Here is a 19951-nt window from a genome sequence, read left to right on the forward strand (position 1 = left end):
GGGCAATGCGGGATTTATCAGCTGGACTGTGGCATTTCGCCGTTGGCCAGACGCTTGTTGATGTCGGCGATCACTTCCGGCAGATCGGTGATGGTGTCGATCATGTAGTGCGGGCGCGAACTTTCGAACATCCCGTGGATGCGCTTGCGCTCGCTGTCCAGTTGGTCGCTGCCCAGGGCGCGATAACCTTCGTAGTCCAGGCCCAGGGCGTTGCCCGAGCAGATCAGCGCCACGGTCCACATACCGGCGCGGCGACCCTCGAGAATGCCCGGCACGGTGTCGTCGATCTTCACGCAGGCGGCGACGTCGTCGATGCCCAGGGCGATGACGTTGGCCAGTGCCTGGGCCGGCCATGGACGACCATTCGGGACTTCGTCGGTGGCAACCACGTGATCGGCCACGTAGCCGTTGGTGGCGGCCAGTTCAACGACCTTGTCCATGACCTGTTTCGGGTAACCGGAGCAGGAGCCGATCCTGATCCCTTGCTGGCGCAGGTTGGCGATGGTCTCCAGCGCCCCAGGGATCAGTGCCGAGTGTTCGGCGATTTTTTCGATCTGCAGCGGCATGAAGCGTTGGTAAATCGCGGTGACGTCATCGTCGGTCGGCGTGCGGCCGAACACTTTGCGATAACGCTCGGCAACTTGCGGCTGATCGCACAGGGTGCGGATGTGGTCCCACTTGCCCATGCCCATCGGGCCACGGGCCTCTTCGATGGACACCTGGACGTCGAACTCGGCGAAGGCCTCGACGAAAATCTGCGTCGGGGCGAAGGAGCCGAAGTCGACCACGGTGCCGGCCCAGTCGAGGATGGCGGCTTGCAGTTTGCTTGGGTTGGAGTAGTTCATGTCTGGAAATCCTTTGGCAACTGGCTAATGGGGGCTGCTTTTACTGTGGGAGCCAGCCTGCTGGCGATGAGTGCCTGACATTCAACGGATGTGTTGGCTGACAGTCCGCTATCGCGAGCAGGCTCGCTCTCACAGGGGAATGCGGTGTGGGTTAGATCTCTAACACTTCCATCTCGCGCAACACTTCGGCAATCGCCGCCACGGCTTCGCGCATTTCGGCTGGCTGGACGTAGCCGATGCAGCCGACGCGGAAGGTTTCGACCTGGGTCAGTTTGCCGGGGTAGAGGATGTAGCCCTTGGCCTTGACCCGCTCGTAGAATTCCTTGAATGCGTAGCGCGGATCTTTCGGGGCGTGGAAGGTGGCGATGATCGGCGCCTGGATAGCCGTCGGCAGGAAGCTGCGCAGGCCCAGTTTGCCCATCTCCTCCATCAATGCCTGGCAGTTGGCGGCGTAGCGTTCGTGCCGCGCCGGCAAGCCGCCTTCTTCGTTGTATTGCAGCAGGGCTTCGTGCAGCGCCGCGACCACATGGGTCGGCGGGGTGAAGCGCCACTGACCGGTCTTGGCCATGTAGGCGTGCTGGTCCTGCAAGTCCATCGCCAGTGAGTGCGAGTTACCGGCGGCGCTGGCCAGGGATTCTTTGCGAGCGAAGACAAAACCCATGCCCGGCACGCCTTCCAGGCATTTGCCCGAGGCGGCGATCAGTGCGTCGAATGGCACTTGCTGCGCATCCACCGGCAGGGCGCCGAAGGAGCTCATGGCGTCGATGATCAGGCGCTTGCCGTGTTCTGCGACGACCTGGGCGATCTGCGGCAGCGGATTGAGGATCCCGGTACTGGTTTCGCAGTGAATCAGGGCGACGTGGGTGATGCCGCTATCGGCGCGCAGCAGGCGGTCGACATCGGCGGCGGTGGTCGGCTCGTCTTCTGCGGTTTCGAACGTGCTGAAGGAGCGGCCCAGCACTTCGCAGATTTTCGCCAGGCGTTTGCCGTAGGCGCCGTTGATCAGTACCAGAATCTTGCCGTCCCGAGGCACCAGCGTGCCGATCGCCGCTTCGACCGCGAAAGTGCCGCTGCCTTGCAAAGGCACGCAGTGGTGGGTGGCGGCGCCGTTGATGATCGCCAGCAGTTGCTCGCAGAGGCTGGCGGTCAGTTGATTGAAGCGGTCATCCCATGAACCCCAGTCAACCATCATTGCCTGACGGGTGCGGGCCGACGTGGTCAACGGGCCGGGGGTGAGCAGGATGGGTTCGGCAGTACTCATTCTCGTGTCCTCGCAATCGATGGGATGAAGCGTTGGTGCCTAAATTGCAATTTGCCGTGTTATCAATCAAATTGTTTGTTGTTATGCCAGCCATCAGCGAGAGTTATTCATGAACCTGTTTCAGCTGCGCGCCTTCGATGCCGTGGCGCGCGAAGGCAGTTTTACCCGGGCGGCGGCGCGGCTGTTCATCAGCCAGCCGGCGGTTACCGGGCACATCAAGGCCCTGGAGGAGCACTACCAGATCACCCTGCTGCGCCGCACCGCCCGCCGGGTGGAACTGACGGAGGAGGGCACCAAACTGGCGGCAATCACCCGGGCGATGTTCGGTCTGGCCGAGGAGGCGCAGGTGATGCTCGAAGCCAACCGGCAATTGCTCACCGGGCGCCTGGAGGTAGCGGCGGACGGCCCGCACATGGTCATGCCGATGCTCGCCAGCCTGCGGGCGCGCTATCCGGGGATCACCGTGAACCTGCGCCTGGGCAACGCGCAGGAAACCCTGGCGGCGTTGTTGTCTGAACATGCCGACGTGGCGGTGCTGACCGAGGTCGAGCCGCGCAAGGGACTGCATCTGCAAGCGCTGAGCGAATCACGGATTTGCGCGCTGGTGCCCGACGGGCATCCTTGGGCGCAGAAGAGCAAAGGCGTGCAACTCAAGGAGCTGGATCAGGTGATCATGGTGCTGCGCGAACCGAGTTCGATAACCCGGCGCACCTTCGATGAGGCTTGTGCCCAGGCCAGGGTCAATCCGCGGGTGTTGCTGGAACTGGACAGCCGCGAAGCGGTGACCGAGGCGGTGGCCGCCGAACTGGGGGTGGGAGTGGTGTCGTCGGTAGAGGTCAGTCACGACCCTCGGGTGGCGGCGGTGCCGATCATTGGCGAGGGGTTGGTGAATCGGCACATGATTGGCTGTATGGAGCGACGGCGGAATTTGCGCTTGATCCAGGCGTTTTTCGGGTTGGCGCCAGTCAGGTAGACCGAGTTGCCTGCATCGCTAGCAGGCTGGCTCCCACAGTGGTCCTGTGTTGTCTGCATAATCTGTGGTCAACGCAAATCTCCTGTGGGAGCTAGCCTGCTAGCGATGGGGCCGGACCTGCTTACACAAGACTTTCGCGAACCATCTCGAGAAAAGTCGCCACCACCCGCCGCGAACTCTGCTCGCGCAAGCACACCAGGGTTTCAGTCAGCCTGCGTTTGCAATCGGTAATCGGCAACGCACACACCCGTGAATCCGCACCAAACTCGGCAGCCGACACCACGCCCACCCCAATCCCGACCACCACCGCTTCCCGCGCCGCTTCCCGACCTTCAACCTGAATTGCCGGGCGAATGCGAAACCCGGCCCCGGCCATTTCCTCTTCCAGGGTCTGCCGGGTCACCGAACCGATTTCCCGCAACACCAGCGGCGTGTCGTCGAGGTCGGCGAGAGTGATGGATTCGCGTTCTGCCCACGGATGATTGCGCGACACGAACGCCACCATCGGGTCGTTACGCAGGGGCAGGGAAATCAGGCGTTCATCGCTGACGTCACGGCCCAACAACGCCAGGTCGGCCTGATAGTTGAACAGTCGGAACAGCGATTCATCGGTGTTGCCGGTTTCGATCTTCACGCTGATCCCGGGGTAGCGTTCGCAGAAACGGGCAATCTGCGGCAGCACATGCACCGGCGCATCCACCGCCAGAATCAGGCTGCCGGTTTGCAAGGCCTGGGAGTCCTGCAACAGCTCCTGAGCTTCGGCTTCGATGACAAACAATTTCTGCGTCACGCCGAGTAGGCGCTCGCCCAGGTCGGTCAGGCGCACGGAGCGCTTGTTGCGGTGAAACAGCAAAACCCCGTAGCGCTCTTCGAGTTTGCGCACCTGGTCGGAAATCGCCGGTTGCGTCAGAAACAGGCGCTCGGCGGCCTTGGTAAAGCTTCCATGCACCGCCACGGCATGGAAAGCTTTGAGCTGGGCGTGGGACACCGACATGGGAATCTCCAGTAACAAGCTGGCCTTATATTTGAAATACGATAAATCGATTTCACTTATTAATCAGTAATTGTTTTTATCCACCTCAGCCCCGGTGACTGGTCAGTCGAACAGCAGCGGGAGCCATGAGCCTGTGCGTGCAACTACAGGACTCATCTGACCGGTATCCGCCGTAGGGACAGGGCGATATCGCAGTGCTCAACAATAAAAACACAGGCGTTTTCTTCCAATTCTGCCGGCACACTCACACCCTGAGGTCAGAACCACAATGAACAAGCACATCGGCACCATCAAGCGTTGGCGCGTGCAGATCTTCGCGATCACCTGGCTCGCCTACGCCGCGTTCTACTTCACCCGCAAAGCCTTCTCGGTCGCCAAGCTCGGTATTGGCGAAGACCCGACCTTCATGCTCGACAAAATGGCCATGGCCAACCTCGACGCCATCTACCTGACGGCCTACGCCGTCGGTCAGTTCACCTGGGGCATCCTCGCAGACCGTTTTGGTCCTCGGGTGGTGGTGCTCGGCGGATTGCTGATTTCCGCCGGCGCGGCGCTGGTGATGGGCAACTTCGCAACCTTACCGATTTTCGCTACCTGCATGCTGATACAAGGCCTGGCGCAGTCCACCGGTTGGTCGGGGCTGTGCAAGAACCTCGGCAGCTTCTTTCCCTCCGAGCAACGCGGGCGGGTATTGGGCTTGTGGAGTTCCTGCTACGCCTTTGGCGGTCTGGTAGCCTCGCCGTTTGCCGGTTGGTGGGCGTACACGCTCATCGGCAGCTGGCATGCGGCGTTCATTTCCAGTGCGGCGGTGGTTGGGCTGGTCGCCGTGCTGTTTTTTATTTTCCAACGCAACAAACCGGAAGACGTCGGCTTGCCGGCGGTGGAGCCGGAACCCGAGCTGACCGCTGAACAGGCCGACGCGCAAAGCAAAATCAGCATGTGGGAGCCGTTGAAGGAAATCCTGCGCAACCGCACCGTGCTGGTGCTGGGGTTGGCGTACTTCATGCTCAAGCCGGCGCGCTACGCGATTCTGCTGTGGGGGCCGGTGATCGTTTTCGAACAGATGCCCTCGGTGGGCAAGGTCGGCGCGGCGATCATACCGACCGCGTTTGAACTGGCCGGGTTGCTCGGGCCGATCCTGATTGGCCTGGCCTCGGACAAACTGTTCGGCGCCCGGCGCATGCCGGCCTGTGTGATCAGCCTGTTGGCGCTGACTGTGTCCCTGGCGTTTTTCATGGGCGCCCTGCATACCGGCAGCGTGCTGCTGGTGGTGGCGCTGCTGTTCGTCATGGGCCTGACCCTCTACGGACCGGACTCGATGATCAGCGGCGCGGCCGCCATCGACTTCGGCACCGCCAAGGCCGGCGCCACGGCAGCCGGTTTCGTCAACGGCTGCGGCTCGGTCGGGGCGATTCTTGGCGGACTGCTGCCGGGCTACTTCGACACCGTTACCGTGTTCATTGTCTTCGCCGGTTGCGCCATGTTTTCGGCGCTGGTGTTGATCCCGCACTGGAACAGCCGCCCCGGTGGCCTGGCTACTCACTTCGCCTATGTACCCAATAAAGCGATGACCATCAAACCCCTGCGTACCTGAATCCTGTCCCTCGTCGCCTGCTGCACCTGCGGCAGGCCGGCGTGTGGGCAACTGACCGGAGATTGACCCCATGAGACCCTTTTGGCTGGACCAGGCCTTGAAGGCTGATGCATCCGAAACCTGTCCGCCACTGGAAGGCGACACCCGCGCCGATGTCTGTATCGTCGGCGGTGGTTACACCGGGTTGTGGACCGCGATCATGCTCAAGGAACAGAACCCCGAGCTGGATGTGTTGCTGATCGAAGCGGACATCTGCGGTGCCGGGGCCAGTGGACGCAATGGCGGATGTGCGTTGTCGTGGTCGGCCAAGTATTTCACCCTTGAGCGCTTGTTTGGCGTCGAAGAAGCCGTGCGCCTGGTCAAGGAGTCCGAGCGCAGCATCCATGCCATCGGCGCCTTCTGCCAGCAGTATGGGGTGGACGCCGATTACCGCCTCGACGGTACGCTCTACACCGCGACCAATCGTGCTCAGGTCGGCTCGACCGATGCGGTGATCGCGGCGCTGGAGCGCAACGGCATCAACTCGTTCACCCAGCGGCCGGTGGCCGATGTGCAGCGCATGGCCGGTTCCGACAAACACCTGGAAGGCTGGTTTTCCCCGGCCGCGGCCAGCGTGCAGCCGGGAAAACTGGTGCGAGGCTTACGCCGGGTAGCCCTGCAACTGGGGGTGAAGATTCATGAAAAGACCGCCATGACCGGGCTTGAGGAGGGCAGGCCGGCAGGCATTCAAACCCCCAACGGCACCATTCGCGCCGACCGTGTGGTGCTGGCGATGAACGCCTGGATGGCCCGGGCATTCCCGCAGTTCGAACGCAGCGTGGCGATCGTTTCCAGCGACATGCTGATCACCGAGCCTCGGCCGGACTTGCTCGACGAAATCGGCTTGACCAGCGGCGTCACGGTGCTCGATTCGCGGATTTTCGTGCACTACTACCACAACACTCCGGACGGCCGGATCATGCTCGGCAAGGGTGGCAATACCTTCGCCTATGGCGGGCGCATGCTGCCGGTGTTCGATCAACCTTCGCCTTACGCCGGTTTGTTGCAGAGCAGCCTGGCGGATTTCTTCCCGGCGTTCGCCGACGTCAAGGTCGAAGCGACCTGGAACGGTCCATCCGACCGCTCGGTGACCGGGTTGCCGTTCTTCGGGCAGATGAGCGCCAGTGGCAATGTGTTCTACGGTTTTGGCTATTCAGGCAGCGGTGTCGGTCCCTGCCATATGGGCGGGCAGATTCTGGCGTCGATGGTCCAGAGCCTGGACAACCCCTGGACCCGTTCGCCGCTGGTCAATGGACCGCTGGGTTTTTTCCCGCCGGAGCCGATTCGCTACATCGGCTCGCTGATGGTGCGCAACGCCATCCGCCGCAAGGAGCGCGCGGAGGATCATGGGCGTCGGCCACGGCATCTGGACGTGCGTCTGGCGAAGTTCGCTGCGGCGGCCGGCAAGGCTGACAAGGGCTGAGCGTCAGTGCGCAAGGTCCGAGCGGTTGAGCAGCCAGTCGAACAGCAGGCGGGTATCGCCACGGGGCTCACGCGGGCGAGGGCGGTGAGCTTGTGGCCGAGGGCCCATGGCCGTACAAAGCACCGGGCGATCCGGGTCACTGTCGAGGAAAATCACCAGCACCTCGCTGCCAGCCACGGGCAAGCGGGCCGGATCGATCCAGTCCTCGACGGTGGTCAGCGCCAGCGGTAGCCACAGGCCGTCGGACGCCTCCGCGGCTGATGGTGTGGCGGGCCAGAGGTTCACCTGAACCCGGCCATCCTCGTCCACTGCCGCCGGTTGCCCGATCGGGCCGCACACCTGACCAGGCTGATACCCGGGGATACTCGGCCTGGGTTGTTTGAGCGCCGGCCTGAACACCGTAGACCAGGGGATGGCGCTGAATTGATTGCGGTAACCCTGGGCCATGTCGGGTGTGTCATCGAGCAGAATGGATGAATGACGGCCCTGATGACGGATTTCGGTAACCAGCCATTGATCATTGAAATTCGCCAGCGGGTGCTCGGCCACCTGCAGGATTCCGCCACTGCGTAATGTCCCCTGGTTGCTTTGACCGTGGATCTGCAGGTGTCGGCAGCGCAGGCGTTCCAGTTGTCGACGACTGAGCTGGTCGCGATGTTGTTGTTCGCCAGCGGGACAGTGCCTCGCCGTGGCGAACGAGTGATTGGCTGCGCCTTCGCTGATGTCCGCTGTACCCGGATTCCTGGCGTCTGGGCGCACAGGGGAGAGCGGAGCATCATGGCGCTGGAACAGTTCGCTGATCACAGGTTCCTGGTGTTCGCTGCTGCTCATCGACATGAGCAGCGGTTCCTGGGGGAAACTCAGGCTGTCATCGGCCAGCACCAGCACATGGCCGTCGCGTTGATGCTCGAAGTGATAGTGGATGCCTTCTTCCTCGCACAGCCGTTGCAGCAGCGCCAGGTCGGTTTCTTCGTACTGAATGCAAAAAGGTCGCAGGGGGTAGTGCCCGGTTGCCAGTTCAAAACGATAGCTGCCGGCGGGCAACCCATGTTCCTCCAGCAACTGGCGCAGGATCATGGGTACGCTGGCACGCTGGAAAATACGTCGGCACCGTTGCTGATCCAGCGCCAGGACACGGGGTACCAGCGCCAGTTTGTAAGCGACCCGGTGTCCGCTTCGATGCTCACAACTGGCGCTGTGCATTACGCCATGAATGCCTTGGTCGTGGCCGAATTCGAGGAACGCCGGTTGATGCAGCAATCGCTCAAGGTTCAGGGCCGGTGCCAGCCCGATCACCTCGATGTCGAATCGATAGGGCTGGTTGAGGGCTTCATGACCACTGAACCGGACCACCTGGAAGCTCAGGTCGTCGTCGAGAAGCGTCAGGGTGGTGGGACTTTCCTTGTCGTTGTGCATCGAACTCGCTACCGCTGTGGAGTAGGGTGCAAAGCGTACGAAACCCCGGCGCATTGCGGGCACGCTAAAGCGACATTTCCGAATCGCCCTACAACCGCTGGTGAAGATGTCGATGCAAGTCGGGATTTTTTGGTCGATTGCCAACTTTAGGCCGTATAAACTTGCGCAAAGCGTCGGCCAATAGAAGTCTCGGCGCCACAGTTGCCACAGATAAGAGAGTGAGAAATGGGCGCACAGTGGAAGGTTAAACACAAAGAAGCGGCAGCTAATGCCAAGGGCAAGATCTTCGGCAAACTGGTGAAGGAAATCACCATTGCTGCGCGCAACGGCGCTGATATTGCTACCAACGCGCACTTGCGCCTGGTGGTTGAACAGGCCAAGAAAGCTTCGATGCCCAAGGAAACACTGGATCGCGCCATCAAGAAGGGTGCGGGCCTGTTGGGCGAGACCGTGCAATACCATCGCGTGACCTATGAAGGGTTCGCTCCGCATCAGGTACCGTTGATCGTTGAGTGCGTGACCGACAACATCAACCGCACCGTCGCCGAGATCCGCGTGGCGTTCCGCAAGGGCCAGCTGGGGGCTTCCGGTTCGGTGGCCTGGGACTTCAACCATGTCGGCATGATCGAAGCGTCGCCGGACACCCCGGACGCCGATCCGGAAATGGCCGCCATCGAAGCCGGTGCACAGGATTTCGAACCGGGTGAAGAAGGTGCGACCCTGTTCCTGACCGAGCCGACCGACCTCGATGCGGTACAGAAAGCCCTGCCGGAACAAGGCTTCACCGTGCTGTCGGCCAAACTGGGCTACCAGCCGAAAAACCCGGTCAGCGGCCTGAGCGATGAGCAGATGGCGGAAGTCGAAGCGTTCCTCGAAGGCCTCGATAACCATGACGACGTGCAGGATATGTTCGTCGGGTTGGCGGGTTAAATCTTTGTGTCAATGACGGCTCTGTTGTCTGGCAGGCCGTCATCGCGAGCAGGCTCGCTCCCACAGTTGACCGAGTTGTCTGGTCGGGCGCGATCTAATGTGGGAGCGAGCCTGCTCGCGATTGACCGCGCAGCGGTCACAGGCTTTCCAATTGCCGCACGACTTCGCTGAACCCAGGCCGCGCCAGTACCTGCGGCTGACAGCAACGCCGCTCCAGATCCTCCAGCGCCCCACGCTGTTCAGCGCTGAACCCCGAATCAACCCGCTCCAGCAACTCCCCCAGCAATACCCCGAATGCCCGCACCTCGATCCGTTGCAAGGCTCGGCTTTCAAGGCTGTCGGAAATCTCGTGGAACGACGCCGCGCCAAAATCCCCCAGCAAGCAATCACCCTGCTCATTCCACAGAATATTGTGCCCGTAGAGGTCGCCGTGGGTGATGCCATGGCCGTGCAGGTGCTCGGCCACCGAGGCAATGCCCGAGGCAATGCGCAGCGCCACCGCCGCACTGAAGCGCAGGTCGTCGGGGTAAATGTCGCGGCTGCACGACGCCAGGCTCGGCAGGCTGGCGAGGTTGAGAAAACTCGGTGGGATCAACTGCATGACCAGCCCGGCGGTGTGTTGCGGGTGATCGACAATCCGCCCTTCGACGCGAATCAGGTTCGGGTGCAACCCGGCGGTAATGCAGGCGTTCATCTCGTGCAGCGGCGAGCCATCGCTGGTCATTTCGCCCTTGTAGAGCTTTACCGCAACGGCCATGGGCGGTTGGTCGGCCGATTGCCAGACGGCCTGATGAATCACCCCGGACGCCCCTTCGCCGAGTTTTTTCTCCAGGTGCAATGTCGACCAGTCAATGCGCGGTGTGGCGTCGAGGGCGGCCGCATCGGCTTCGGTTTCCAGTGGGTTACCGGCATAGGCCAGCCAGGTCAGGCTCGGCAGCGTCAGTAGCCATTGCGGCAAGTCGGTGAACTGGTTGGCGGCGATGCGGATCAGCTCCAGCCGATGACAATTGCGCATCGACTCCGGCAACGCCTGCAGGCGGTTACCGGCCAGCATGAGCTTTTGCAGGTAGGGCCGCTCTCCCAACTCGCTCGGCAGCGTCTCGATGCAGTTGTCGGTCAGGATCAGCCAGCGCAGCAGCGGTGGCAGTGCCGCTGCGGGCACGTGGGCGATGCGGTTGGCCTTGAAGCCGATCATTGTCAGTGCGGCGCATTGGCCAACACAGGCCGGCAACTCGGTGAAGCGGTTATCGGAGCAGAACAGCACGCGTAAACGGGTCAGGCGATGCAAGTCCTCCGGCAGTGCGCTCAAGGCATTGCCGCTGAGGTTGAGCACTTCCAGCGAATCCGCCAGATCGAAGATCTCCCGGGGAAACTCGGTCAGGCCTTCGGCCAGATCCAGCCGCGTGATGCCCGACAACTCGCCGGCGCGCAATTGAGCAAGGGTATGCATGAACAGATTCGCCATTTACCAAGGGGAGGGCGCGGGGCCCTGGAAATGGGCGACATGATAGCGGGAAAGATGTGGCGACTGTCAGGTCGCCTTCGCGAGCAGGCTCTCCCACATTTGATCGGTGTAGATCACAAATTCTGTATCCGACACAAATCCAGTGTGGGAGCGAGCCTGCTCGCGATAGCGGTCTGTCAGGCACCATCTCAGTGATTGTCAGGCCGTCATCGCGAGCAAGCTTGCACCCACAGGGGGTGTGATCAGAACTGAGTGGTCTGTTTGAGCATCCGCGCCGCCGGTGTATCCGCCGGGCTGACCATCGCATAGTTGTAGCCACTTCCCGACCAGTACTCGGCCTGTAACTCGCCATCGCTGCGACTGCCCCTGGGCAGCAGGAAGTTTTTCGGCCCTGGCGGGCGCACATAGAAACTGATTTTCTGCCCGCCCTGGTTCTCGTAGACCACCATCGCCGCAGGGCCTTGCTCGGTACTCAGCAAACGCCCGCTGGCCGGCTTGTAGCCGGCACCCGAGAGGTCGGGTAGGCGATTGGCCTGGCTGAAGTAGCGGTCGAGCCAACCCTGCATGTCACCGTCGTCGCCGACTTTGTAATCTGCCGGCAGGAGACCTTGCTGGGCAATCAGGCGATACGCCTGCAGGGCATCGGTCATCGGCAGTTGGGGGCTCGCCAGTGTCATCTCCCGCGCTTGCCAACCGCTGAATCCGCCGACGCTGACGGCGATGAGCAGCGCCGCGGCACTGGCCAGGTGTCGACGGGATTGGCGTTTGAGGCGCTGGCGTATCACGACTGGATCAAGGTCCGGGTTCGAGGGGTGTTGCAAGGCCCCCCCCAAGGCTGCGCGCAGTGCCTGGGCATCCCGCTGCCAGGCGCGCACTTGCGCGGCCGCCTGCGGGTCAGTGGCCAGAAAAGTCTCCACCAGGCGTCGGTCGGCGTCGCTGAGTTGGTGGTCGACGTAGGCGTGCAGGTCTCGCTCGCTGGGGGGCATGCTGATCATTTGAGTCTCCGCAGGGAAGGGCGGTTGATTTCGCCCTCGCTGAGTTGGCGTAGGGCCTGGCGAGCCCGGGACAGGCGGGACATCACGGTGCCGGTGGGTACGTCGAGAATCTCGGCGACCTCTTTGTAACTCAAGCCTTCCACCGACACCCAGAGCAGCAGCGCGCGTTGCTCGGTGGGCAGTCGGTCGAAGGCGTTGAGGGTCGATTGTGCAATCACGGTGCGCTCCACCGAAGGCTGTGCATCATTACGCCCGGTGAAGAATTCGAGCATGCGCGCATAGCGCCGGGAGCGGCGGTGCGCATCGAGAAACTGCCGATAGAGAATCGAGAACAGCCAGGCGCGCAAGTCGCCCTCGGCGCGTTTGCTGGCCCAACTCGAGAGTGCCCGCTCCAGGCTCGCCTGCACCAGATCGTCAGCGCTGCTGGTATTGCGCGTCAACGACACGGCAAACCGCCGCATTCCGGGAATGATTTCTCTGAGTTGTTCGTCGATATCGTTCATGAAGTTCTGGCTAGTCACTACGCTTGACTGTGGACCAGGAAGACGCCCGGCATTCGAGGTTATTCCACGTCAGAAAAAATAAAAACCGCGCGTGGGAATAAACCTGCGAGCGGTTCGTCTGCTTGATTCTTCTCACTTGTGGCCGATGGCCCTGGAGTCTTTCATGGTAGATCGATCATCACCGCCAACCCGGCCACCCTTGAGTGCGGCGAGCCTGACGTTGCGCCTGGCTGGCATTGCCGTGGTCGTTGCCGCCGTGGCAGGGGCGTTTGCCTACGTCAACGGCACCCTCGACCCACAGCGGCTGACCCCGAAGAAACTGATCAACGTGCTGGAAACCAACAACGGTGTGCATCCGGGTTTCCGTCGCAACCACTCCAAAGGTGTGTGCGTGATCGGGCATTTCGAGAGCAGCGGCGAGGCTCGCAGTTACTCCACCGCCCAGGTGTTCAACGAAACGCAGACCCCGGTGGTGGGGCGTTTCGCCTTGGGGTCCGGCAACCCTTACGCGCCGGACAGTGCCGCGCCGATCCGCAGCATGGCCTTGCGCTTCACTCAGGCCAACGGCCAGCAGTGGCGCACCGGGATGAACAGCATGCCGGTGTTCCCGGTGGGCACGCCCGAGGCGTTCTATCAATTGCAGCAGGCGCAGTCGCCGCTACCCGCTACCGGCAAACCGGACCCCGCCGCAGTGCCGGCGTTTTTCGGTGCACATCCGGAAGCCGCCCCGTTTCTGGCCTGGATCAAGACCGCCAAGCCTTCAGCCAGTTACGTCACGGAGACCTATAACAGCGTCAACGCTTTCTATCTGGTGAGCGCCACCGGACAACGCCAGGCCGTGCGCTGGAGCATGGTGCCGGTGACTCAGGATGCGCCGGGTGCTGCGGTGCCGCAGGGGAGCGACTTTCTGGAGAAAGACCTGGTTCAGCGCATTGCCGCAGGGCCGTTGGTTTGGCAGTTGAACATCATCCTGGCCAATCCTGGCGATCCAGTGAACGACGCCAGCAAAGCCTGGCCCGAAGGGCGCAAGGTGCTGAACGCGGGCACGCTGGTGCTGGAAAAAACCCAGCCGCAGCTCAATGGCGAATGCCGTGACATCAACTACGACCCATTGGTATTGCCCGCCGGCATCGAAGGTTCCGACGACCCGTTGCTCGCCACTCGCTCAGCCGGTTACGCCAATTCCTACCTGCGTCGCACCAGCGAAGTCAGCCAGTTGCCCGCCGCCAAACAGGAAGCCCAGCAATGAGCACTCAACCCAACCACTTCGCACCCTTGGCGCGTCTGCTGCACTGGCTGATGGCGCTGATGATCATCGCCATGCTGTTTATCGGCGCCGGCATGGTCGCCTCGGTCTCCGAGCGGCATGAATGGCTGATTCATCTGCACAAACCCTTGGGCGTTGCGATCTTGCTGTTGGTGATCGTGCGTCTGGTCGTGCGTTTCTCTACCACGCAACCACCGCTGCCGGCGGATCTGCCAGGTTGGCAAGCGCTGGCGGCCAAGGCCTCGCATGTGTTGCTGTACGCCTTGATGCTGGTCTTGCCGCTGCTGGGCTGGGCGATGATTTCGGCGTCGGGTGAGCCCGTGATGCTCAGTAGTTCGTTGCAGTTGCCATCGATTGTGCCGGCCAATGCGCAAGTGTTTGCGTTCCTGCGCAAGGCTCACGGGTATCTGGCGTACCTGCTGTTTCTGACGGTGTTGCTACATTTGGCAGCCGCGTTGTTTCACGGCTGGGTGCGTCGCGATGATGTGCTGGACAGCATGCTGCGGGGCAAGGATCGCGGCTAGCAGCCATGGAGAAAAAGATCGCCGCCTGCGGCAGGCGGTGATCTTTTGATCTTGAAGGGTGATCAGCGCAGGGTATCGACCATATCCGCAATGGTGGTGAGTACATCCTTGCCCAACTGCTTCGAGCGCTTGCCCGACCAGCCCGTCAACGGGTTCGGATGATCGTCGTGATCCTTGAACGGCATTTCCAGGGTCAATGACAGGCAATCGTACTTCTGACCCACGCTGTTGCAGGCCAGCGTCATGTTGGCCTGACCCGGTTCATCGCGCACATAGCCATACCTGGTCTGGAAATCTTTGGTGGTGCGTTTCAGATGACTGCGGAAGTGCTCCTCGAGCTTTTCGATCCGCGGCGTGTAACCGGGGTTGCCTTCGCAACCGGCGGTGAAGACGTGAGGGATTTCCTCGTCACCATGGACGTCGAGGAAAAGGTCGACGCCGTACTTTTCCATCTGCTGCTGTACGAAAAAGACTTCCGGGCTGATCTCCTGGCTGGCGTTCTGCCAGGCGCGGTTCAGGTCCTGGCCCATGGCGTTGGTGCGCAGGTGACCGTGGAAGGCGCCGTCCGGGTTCATGTTCGGCACCAGGTACAGGTCGGCGCCGGCCAGCAGTTTGTTCAAAACCGGGTCGTCGTGTCTTTCCAGGCGCTCGATCACGCCTTCCATGAACCACTCGGCCATGTGTTCACCCGGATGTTGCTGGGCAATGATCCACACTTTGCGCTGGCCTTCGGCGCCGGTGCCTTTGCGCAATAGCTGGATGTCGCGACCTTCGACACTCTTGCCGGTGGCCAGCAGTTCGGTGCCGGCCTTGGTCAGCGCCTGCTCGATCAGCCAGTCGTGGCGACCACGGCTGTAGGGTTCGAAGTAGGCGAACCAGGCGTGGGTCTGCTCGGCTTCGAGGCTGAAGCGCAGGCAGTCGCCCTCGAAAATGGTGGGTACGCGGAACCAGTTGACGTGATCGTAGGACGCTACCGCCTGATAGCCGGTCCAGGCCTTGTTATAGGAGGATTGACTGGCATTGTTCAGGCGAAACCAGTGGTCCTGGCCGACATGCAGGCCGCTGGCCTTGAAGTGGAACCATTGGAAATGGTTGCTTTTGGTATCGGGACGGATCGCCAGCAGGGGCTTGAGCGGGTCGCTGAGGTCGATCACCTGGATGTTGCCGCTGTCGAAGTTGGCACTGATGTCGAGGGAGGATTTAGCCACGGTTGGGTTCCTGATCAAGATTTTTATGGCGGCTACTTTACACGCAAGAGTGGGGGGAAACCGAGGGGAATTGCGGGGTGCACAGGTGGGGGCGTCCTCCTTGACGCCGCCGCAGCTTAGAGACTGTGCGACTGATTCTCAAGTGCTATCTGTCGCTGGTTTGAACCAATGATGCCGGGCTTCTCTTGCCAACTGGTATTCTTTTGATATCATCCGCGCCATCGAGTTTGCGGCACCCAAAGACTTCATTAGCCTGAAGCCAAAGCCAGAAAAAACTGGCAAAAAAAGACCCGGCAAAAAGCCGGGTCAAAAACCGTGATTAGCCTGATGAGGAGATAGTCCAGGAGACCGACCTAAGGCGACCTGGTCCATCGGCTGATCTCGCGATCAGTTGATGCAATAATAATCATTCTCGTTTGAGGGTCAAGCGTTTTTGCCTGCTCGACAGGAAAATTCTTTCCAGTCCTCTCGATTTGCCTTCTCACTTCAACCGTTTTCATACTTCTCCAGCGATCGATCGACCATCGCCTTGGCCATGTCGATCATGTGCACCGTCGAAAACGCCAGGTCGCGGCTTGCGCCTTGCAGGTGACTGGCTGACTCGTGCGCGGTGGCGGCAGCACAGCGCAACAGGTCCAGGGCATGGACCAGCGCCTCTTCGCCGCTGATATTGCGGTTCACATCAAAAAAACGCGGCTCGGCCACTTCCTCCGAAATAGCTGGTTTCAAGTAATAGTCCAGCGCGCGTTGTGCCGCCGCAGAGTCCAGGGGCGAGGTAAAGGTGTTGTCGATTTGCAGGTCCAGGCGGTCGTTGGTGGGTGGGTTCATGGCGATGGCAAGCTCCGTGTTAGATTCAGATCCGTGGATTGATCCTAATACGAACTGTATTTGTGACGACAATTTAAATACTACATTTTGTGTTTTGATGGCTGGAGTCGCCCACGTATCGTGCCGCACATGGATAAATGGATTGAATTGGTCAAGGCCAAGATGAGTGAACTCAAAATCACTCAAGAGATACTCGCCGAGCGCCTCGGGATGTCCCAGGGCGGCATTGGCCACTGGCTCAACAAACGTCGTGAACCCGGCATCGAAGACATGAACCGTGTGCTGGGGGCGCTGGGCCTTGAGTTTCTCGAAGTGGCGCTGGTGATCCGGGAACCGCTGGCGTCAACGGACGACGAAGTTCCCCTGACACAGAAGTACAACCCGTACTTTCGCTACCCGGTCAGTGACTGGCGCGAACCTGTCGAAGTGCGCGACGGCGAGGTCCCGGCGTACGGAAAAGGGCACTTTGAACTGTCCGATTACCACGCCCGGGGGCCGGCATTCTGGTTGAGGGTGGCAGGCGATGCGATGACCGCACCCAATGGCATGAGCATTCCGGAAGGCATGCTGATCCTGGTGGACCCTGCGGTGGACGCCGAGCCTGGCAAACTGGTCATTGCCCAGTGGCCGGGCAGCGCCGAAGCGACGTTCCGCAAGCTCATCGAAGAGGGCGGGCAGCGTTATCTGGTCCCGCTCAATCCGACGTATCCGAAAGCCTTGTACACCGAAGAGTGTCGAATCATCGGCGTAGTGGTTCAGGCAACAGCCAGGTTCTGATCAGATCGGTCCTCGCGGTGCGTAGGACCGATCTTCATTTCACGCTTCTTCCAGTTCGACCAGTGCACTGCCTTCGCTGACCATTTCACCTTCCTGGCAATACAGCGCCTTGATCACCCCGGCATGGGGCGCGCGGATGCTGTGCTCCATCTTCATCGCTTCCAGTACCACCAATTGCGCCCCGGCTTCGACCGATTGCCCGGCTTCCACCAGCACCCGGACGATGCTGCCGTTCATGGGGGCGGTGAGCCCGCCCTGATGGCTGTGGCTGGCCTCGACGGCGCTGATCGGGTCGTAGGTCTCGATGCGGTGCAACTCGCCATCCCACTGCAAATACACGTAATCGCCACGGCGTATTGCGCGGTGCTGACGGCGCACACCAGCCTGCTCGGTCAGCAGCTGCTCGCCCTTGAGCCGAGCGCTGTGGGCATCGATGTCGCCCAGGGTCAGCGCCCGGTCCTGGCCTTCACAGCTCAAGTGCAGGGTGATTTCTCTCGGCAAACCCGCACGCAGGCCATTACCCGCCGCCCACGGCGAACTCGGGTCATCGGCGCGGGTGACTGGCGGCTGACTCTGGGCAAACGCTTGGGCGGCGGCTTGCCAGAAATCATCGCTGAGTTCCGCCGGGGCCGGCAGCAATTGCTCCTGATAGCGCGGAATGAAGCCGGTATCCAGTTCGGCATCGGCAAACGCCGGGTGGCCGATGATGCGCCGCAGGAAGTTGATGTTGGTCTTCAACCCGCCGATGGCGAATTCGTCGAGCATGCTCAGCAGGCGCAAGCGCGCCTGTTCACGGTCTTCGCCCCAGGCAATCAACTTGCCGAGCATCGGGTCGTAGAACGGCGAGATCTCGTCGCCTTCTTCAACGCCGCTGTCCACTCGACGCCCCGGCCCTTGGGCGGATTCGCGATACAGTTCCAGGCGACCGGTCGCCGGCAGGAAATCGTTGCCCGGGTCTTCGGCATACAGCCGCACTTCGATCGCATGACCCACCAGTGGCACCTGGTCCTGAGTCATCGGCAAGGCTTCGCCACGAGCCACACGAATCTGCCAGGCTACCAGATCGAGGCCGGTGATGGCTTCGGTGACCGGGTGTTCCACTTGCAGACGGGTGTTCATCTCCATGAAGAAGAACTCGCCGCGCGCATCCAGCAAAAACTCCACGGTGCCGGCACCGACATAACCGATGGCCTGTGCCGAACGCACGGCGGCTTCACCCATGGCCCGACGCAACTCCGGGCTCAGACCCGGAGCAGGGGCTTCTTCGACGACTTTCTGGTGACGGCGCTGAATCGAGCAGTCGCGTTCGTTGAGGTACAGGCAGTTGCCGTGCTGGTCGGCGAACACCTGGATTTCCACGTGACGTGGCTTGAGCAGATATTTCTCCATCAGCATCCGCGAGTCGCCGAACGACGATTGCGCTTCACGCTGGGCCGAGGCCAGGGCTTCGGCCAGTTGGCTGACGTCCTCGACCACTTTCATGCCTTTGCCGCCGCCCCCGGCCGTGGCCTTGAGCAGCACCGGGTAGCCGATGCGTTCGCAGGCGGCGCGGAAGGTTTCCAGGTCCTGGGCTTCACCGTGATAACCGGGCACCAGCGGTACGCCGGCGGTTTCCATCAAGGCTTTGGCGGCGGACTTGCTGCCCATGGCGTCGATGGCCGACGCGGGTGGGCCGAGGAAGATCAAACCGGCGTTTTCGATGGCGCGAGCGAACCCGGCGTTCTCCGACAAAAAGCCATAGCCGGGGTGAATCGCCTGGGCGCCGCTGGCCTTGGCGGCGGCGATCAGTTTGTCGATCTGCAGATAGCTGTCGGCGGCTTTACTGCCACCGAGGTCAACCCGAATGTCGGCTTCGCGGCTGTGCCGGGCGTCACGGTCGGTGGCGCTGTGTACGGCCACGGTAGTCAGGCCCAGGGCCTTGGCGGTACGCATCACCCGGCAAGCGATTTCGCCACGGTTGGCCACCAGCAGGGTGGTGAGGACAGGTGCGCTCATCAACGGGGCTCCTTGGTGGTTTGTGCTTGCCAGCTCGGCGGACGTTTTTGCAGGAAGGCGCGCAGGCCTTCCTGGCCTTCGGGGCTGACGCGGATGCGGGCGATGGCGTTTTCGGTGTAGCGGCGCAATGCCGGGGTCAGTGAGCCGTCGCCGACTTCACGCAACAGGTCCTTGCTGGCGCGCATCGCGGCCGGACTGTTGAGCAGCAGATTGTCGATCCATTGCTCGACTTTCTGTTCCAGCTCGGCGCTTGCATAGCTCTCCGACAACAAACCGATTTCCCGAGCCCGTTGCCCGCCGAAGCGTTCAGCGGTCAAGGCGTAGCGACGGGTCGCGCGCTCGCCGATGGCTTGCACCACGAACGGGCTGATCACCGCCGGCGCCAGGCCGATGCGCACTTCCGACAGGCAGAACTGCGCGTCATCGGCGCCGATGGCCATGTCGCAGCAACTGATCAGGCCCAGCGCGCCACCAAAGGCTGCGCCTTGCACCACTGCCAGGGTCGGGACTTTCAGTTTGGCCAGGTTGTACATCAATTCCGCCAGTTCCCGGGCATCATCGAGGTTGGTGGCGTAATCGAGTTCGGCCGATTGCTGCATCCAGGCAAGATCAGCGCCGGCGCTGAAATGCTTGCCGCGACCGCGCACGATCAAAAACCGCAGGCTGGCATCGCTCGCGACCTTGTCGAGGGCGAGGATCAGTTCGCGGATCATCTCGGCGTTGAACGCGTTGTTCTTTTCTTCACGGCTGAGCCACAGGGTTGCAAAACCCCTTGGGTCGCTCAGCAGTTCGAGGGTGTTGAATTCGCTCATATTCGTCCGTCTCCACAACTCTATTCTGTAGGAGCGAGCTTGCTCGCGATGGTCGTCAACGATAACGCTGCAAGCCTGACACCCAGCGGCGTCCTCAAGACC

General features: G+C 61.5%; 18 protein-coding genes. 7 read left to right on the plus strand and 11 right to left on the minus strand.

The features are described from left to right. Positions 1-17: 17 nt before the first annotated feature. Complete coding sequence (phnX, locus tag BSF44_RS09830; RefSeq protein ID WP_095943337.1) at positions 18-845, minus strand: phosphonoacetaldehyde hydrolase; 828 nt, start codon at positions 843-845, stop codon at positions 18-20. A 151-nt stretch (positions 846-996) separates the two neighbouring features. Beyond that, entirely contained in the window at positions 997-2106 is a 1110-nt protein-coding gene (locus tag BSF44_RS09835; protein ID WP_095943338.1) for a 2-aminoethylphosphonate--pyruvate transaminase, read from the minus strand. A gap of 109 nt (positions 2107-2215) precedes the next feature. Here BSF44_RS09835 and BSF44_RS09840 point away from each other — a divergent pair, with 109 nt between their 5' ends. After that, on the plus strand, positions 2216-3079 hold the full coding sequence (locus tag BSF44_RS09840; protein WP_095943339.1) for a LysR substrate-binding domain-containing protein: 864 nt from the start codon (positions 2216-2218) through the stop codon (positions 3077-3079). A gap of 121 nt (positions 3080-3200) precedes the next feature. Here the strand turns inward: BSF44_RS09840 and BSF44_RS09845 are convergent, their stop codons facing one another. Next, positions 3201-4073, minus strand: a complete 873-nt coding sequence (locus BSF44_RS09845; RefSeq protein ID WP_095943340.1) for a LysR family transcriptional regulator — start codon at positions 4071-4073, stop codon at positions 3201-3203. Between the two features lie 268 nt (positions 4074-4341). On the opposite strand from BSF44_RS09845, the gene BSF44_RS09850 reads away from it, so the two are divergent. After that, on the plus strand, positions 4342-5667 hold the full coding sequence (locus BSF44_RS09850; protein ID WP_095943341.1) for an MFS transporter: 1326 nt from the start codon (positions 4342-4344) through the stop codon (positions 5665-5667). A gap of 70 nt (positions 5668-5737) precedes the next feature. Beyond that, the gene (locus BSF44_RS09855) at positions 5738-7129 is read left to right on the plus strand and encodes an FAD-dependent oxidoreductase (RefSeq protein WP_095943342.1); all 1392 of its coding nucleotides are present in this window, start codon (positions 5738-5740) and stop codon (positions 7127-7129) included. Between the two features lie 3 nt (positions 7130-7132). Here the strand turns inward: BSF44_RS09855 and BSF44_RS09860 are convergent, their stop codons facing one another. Beyond that, positions 7133-8545, minus strand: coding sequence for a type VI secretion system Vgr family protein (locus tag BSF44_RS09860; RefSeq protein WP_095943343.1), 1413 nt, complete (start codon positions 8543-8545; stop codon positions 7133-7135). Positions 8546-8770: 225 nt separating this feature from the next. Here BSF44_RS09860 and BSF44_RS09865 point away from each other — a divergent pair, with 225 nt between their 5' ends. Continuing rightward, complete coding sequence (locus BSF44_RS09865) at positions 8771-9475, plus strand: YebC/PmpR family DNA-binding transcriptional regulator (RefSeq protein ID WP_008051121.1); 705 nt, start codon at positions 8771-8773, stop codon at positions 9473-9475. Positions 9476-9611: 136 nt separating this feature from the next. On the opposite strand, the gene BSF44_RS09870 is transcribed toward BSF44_RS09865, so the two are convergent. The 3 genes from BSF44_RS09870 to BSF44_RS09880 form a co-directional block, all read right to left on the minus strand. Further along, positions 9612-10925, minus strand: coding sequence for a leucine-rich repeat-containing protein kinase family protein (locus BSF44_RS09870; RefSeq protein WP_095943344.1), 1314 nt, complete (start codon positions 10923-10925; stop codon positions 9612-9614). Positions 10926-11182: 257 nt separating this feature from the next. After that, positions 11183-11935 carry an anti-sigma factor gene (locus BSF44_RS09875; protein ID WP_095943345.1) on the minus strand — a complete coding sequence of 251 codons (753 nt, stop codon included), beginning with the start codon at positions 11933-11935 and terminating at the stop codon, positions 11183-11185. Next, complete coding sequence (locus BSF44_RS09880) at positions 11932-12438, minus strand: sigma-70 family RNA polymerase sigma factor (protein WP_095943346.1); 507 nt, start codon at positions 12436-12438, stop codon at positions 11932-11934. Before BSF44_RS09880 ends, BSF44_RS09875 begins: the two co-directional genes overlap by 4 nt. A 163-nt stretch (positions 12439-12601) precedes the next feature. Between BSF44_RS09880 and BSF44_RS09885 the strand changes: the two genes are divergently transcribed. Then, the gene (locus tag BSF44_RS09885; RefSeq protein ID WP_095943347.1) at positions 12602-13687 is read left to right on the plus strand and encodes a catalase family peroxidase; all 1086 of its coding nucleotides are present in this window, start codon (positions 12602-12604) and stop codon (positions 13685-13687) included. Continuing rightward, entirely contained in the window at positions 13684-14229 is a 546-nt protein-coding gene (locus BSF44_RS09890; RefSeq protein ID WP_095943348.1) for a cytochrome b, read from the plus strand. The genes BSF44_RS09885 and BSF44_RS09890 overlap by 4 nt, the downstream gene beginning before the upstream one ends. A 62-nt stretch (positions 14230-14291) precedes the next feature. On the opposite strand, the gene BSF44_RS09895 is transcribed toward BSF44_RS09890, so the two are convergent. Both BSF44_RS09895 and BSF44_RS09900 read right to left on the minus strand, forming a co-directional pair. Further along, positions 14292-15437, minus strand: a complete 1146-nt coding sequence (locus tag BSF44_RS09895; RefSeq protein ID WP_172435327.1) for a carboxypeptidase family protein — start codon at positions 15435-15437, stop codon at positions 14292-14294. Positions 15438-15923: 486 nt separating this feature from the next. Then, positions 15924-16265: a DUF6124 family protein gene (locus BSF44_RS09900; protein ID WP_095943349.1), complete on the minus strand. Its 342-nt coding sequence runs from the start codon at positions 16263-16265 to the stop codon at positions 15924-15926. A gap of 129 nt (positions 16266-16394) precedes the next feature. Between BSF44_RS09900 and BSF44_RS09905 the strand changes: the two genes are divergently transcribed. Continuing rightward, complete coding sequence (locus BSF44_RS09905) at positions 16395-17042, plus strand: LexA family transcriptional regulator (protein WP_095943350.1); 648 nt, start codon at positions 16395-16397, stop codon at positions 17040-17042. A 39-nt stretch (positions 17043-17081) separates the two neighbouring features. Here the strand turns inward: BSF44_RS09905 and BSF44_RS09910 are convergent, their stop codons facing one another. Both BSF44_RS09910 and BSF44_RS09915 read right to left on the minus strand, forming a co-directional pair. Continuing rightward, on the minus strand, positions 17082-19037 hold the full coding sequence (locus BSF44_RS09910; protein WP_095943351.1) for an acetyl/propionyl/methylcrotonyl-CoA carboxylase subunit alpha: 1956 nt from the start codon (positions 19035-19037) through the stop codon (positions 17082-17084). Then, the gene (locus BSF44_RS09915; protein WP_095943352.1) at positions 19037-19849 is read right to left on the minus strand and encodes a gamma-carboxygeranoyl-CoA hydratase; all 813 of its coding nucleotides are present in this window, start codon (positions 19847-19849) and stop codon (positions 19037-19039) included. Before BSF44_RS09915 ends, BSF44_RS09910 begins: the two co-directional genes overlap by 1 nt. Positions 19850-19951: the final 102 nt, after the last annotated feature.

Origin of the sequence: Pseudomonas sp. ACN8 (assembly GCF_002303925.1) — a bacterium.
In the GTDB taxonomy this organism is placed as follows: domain Bacteria; phylum Pseudomonadota; class Gammaproteobacteria; order Pseudomonadales; family Pseudomonadaceae; genus Aquipseudomonas.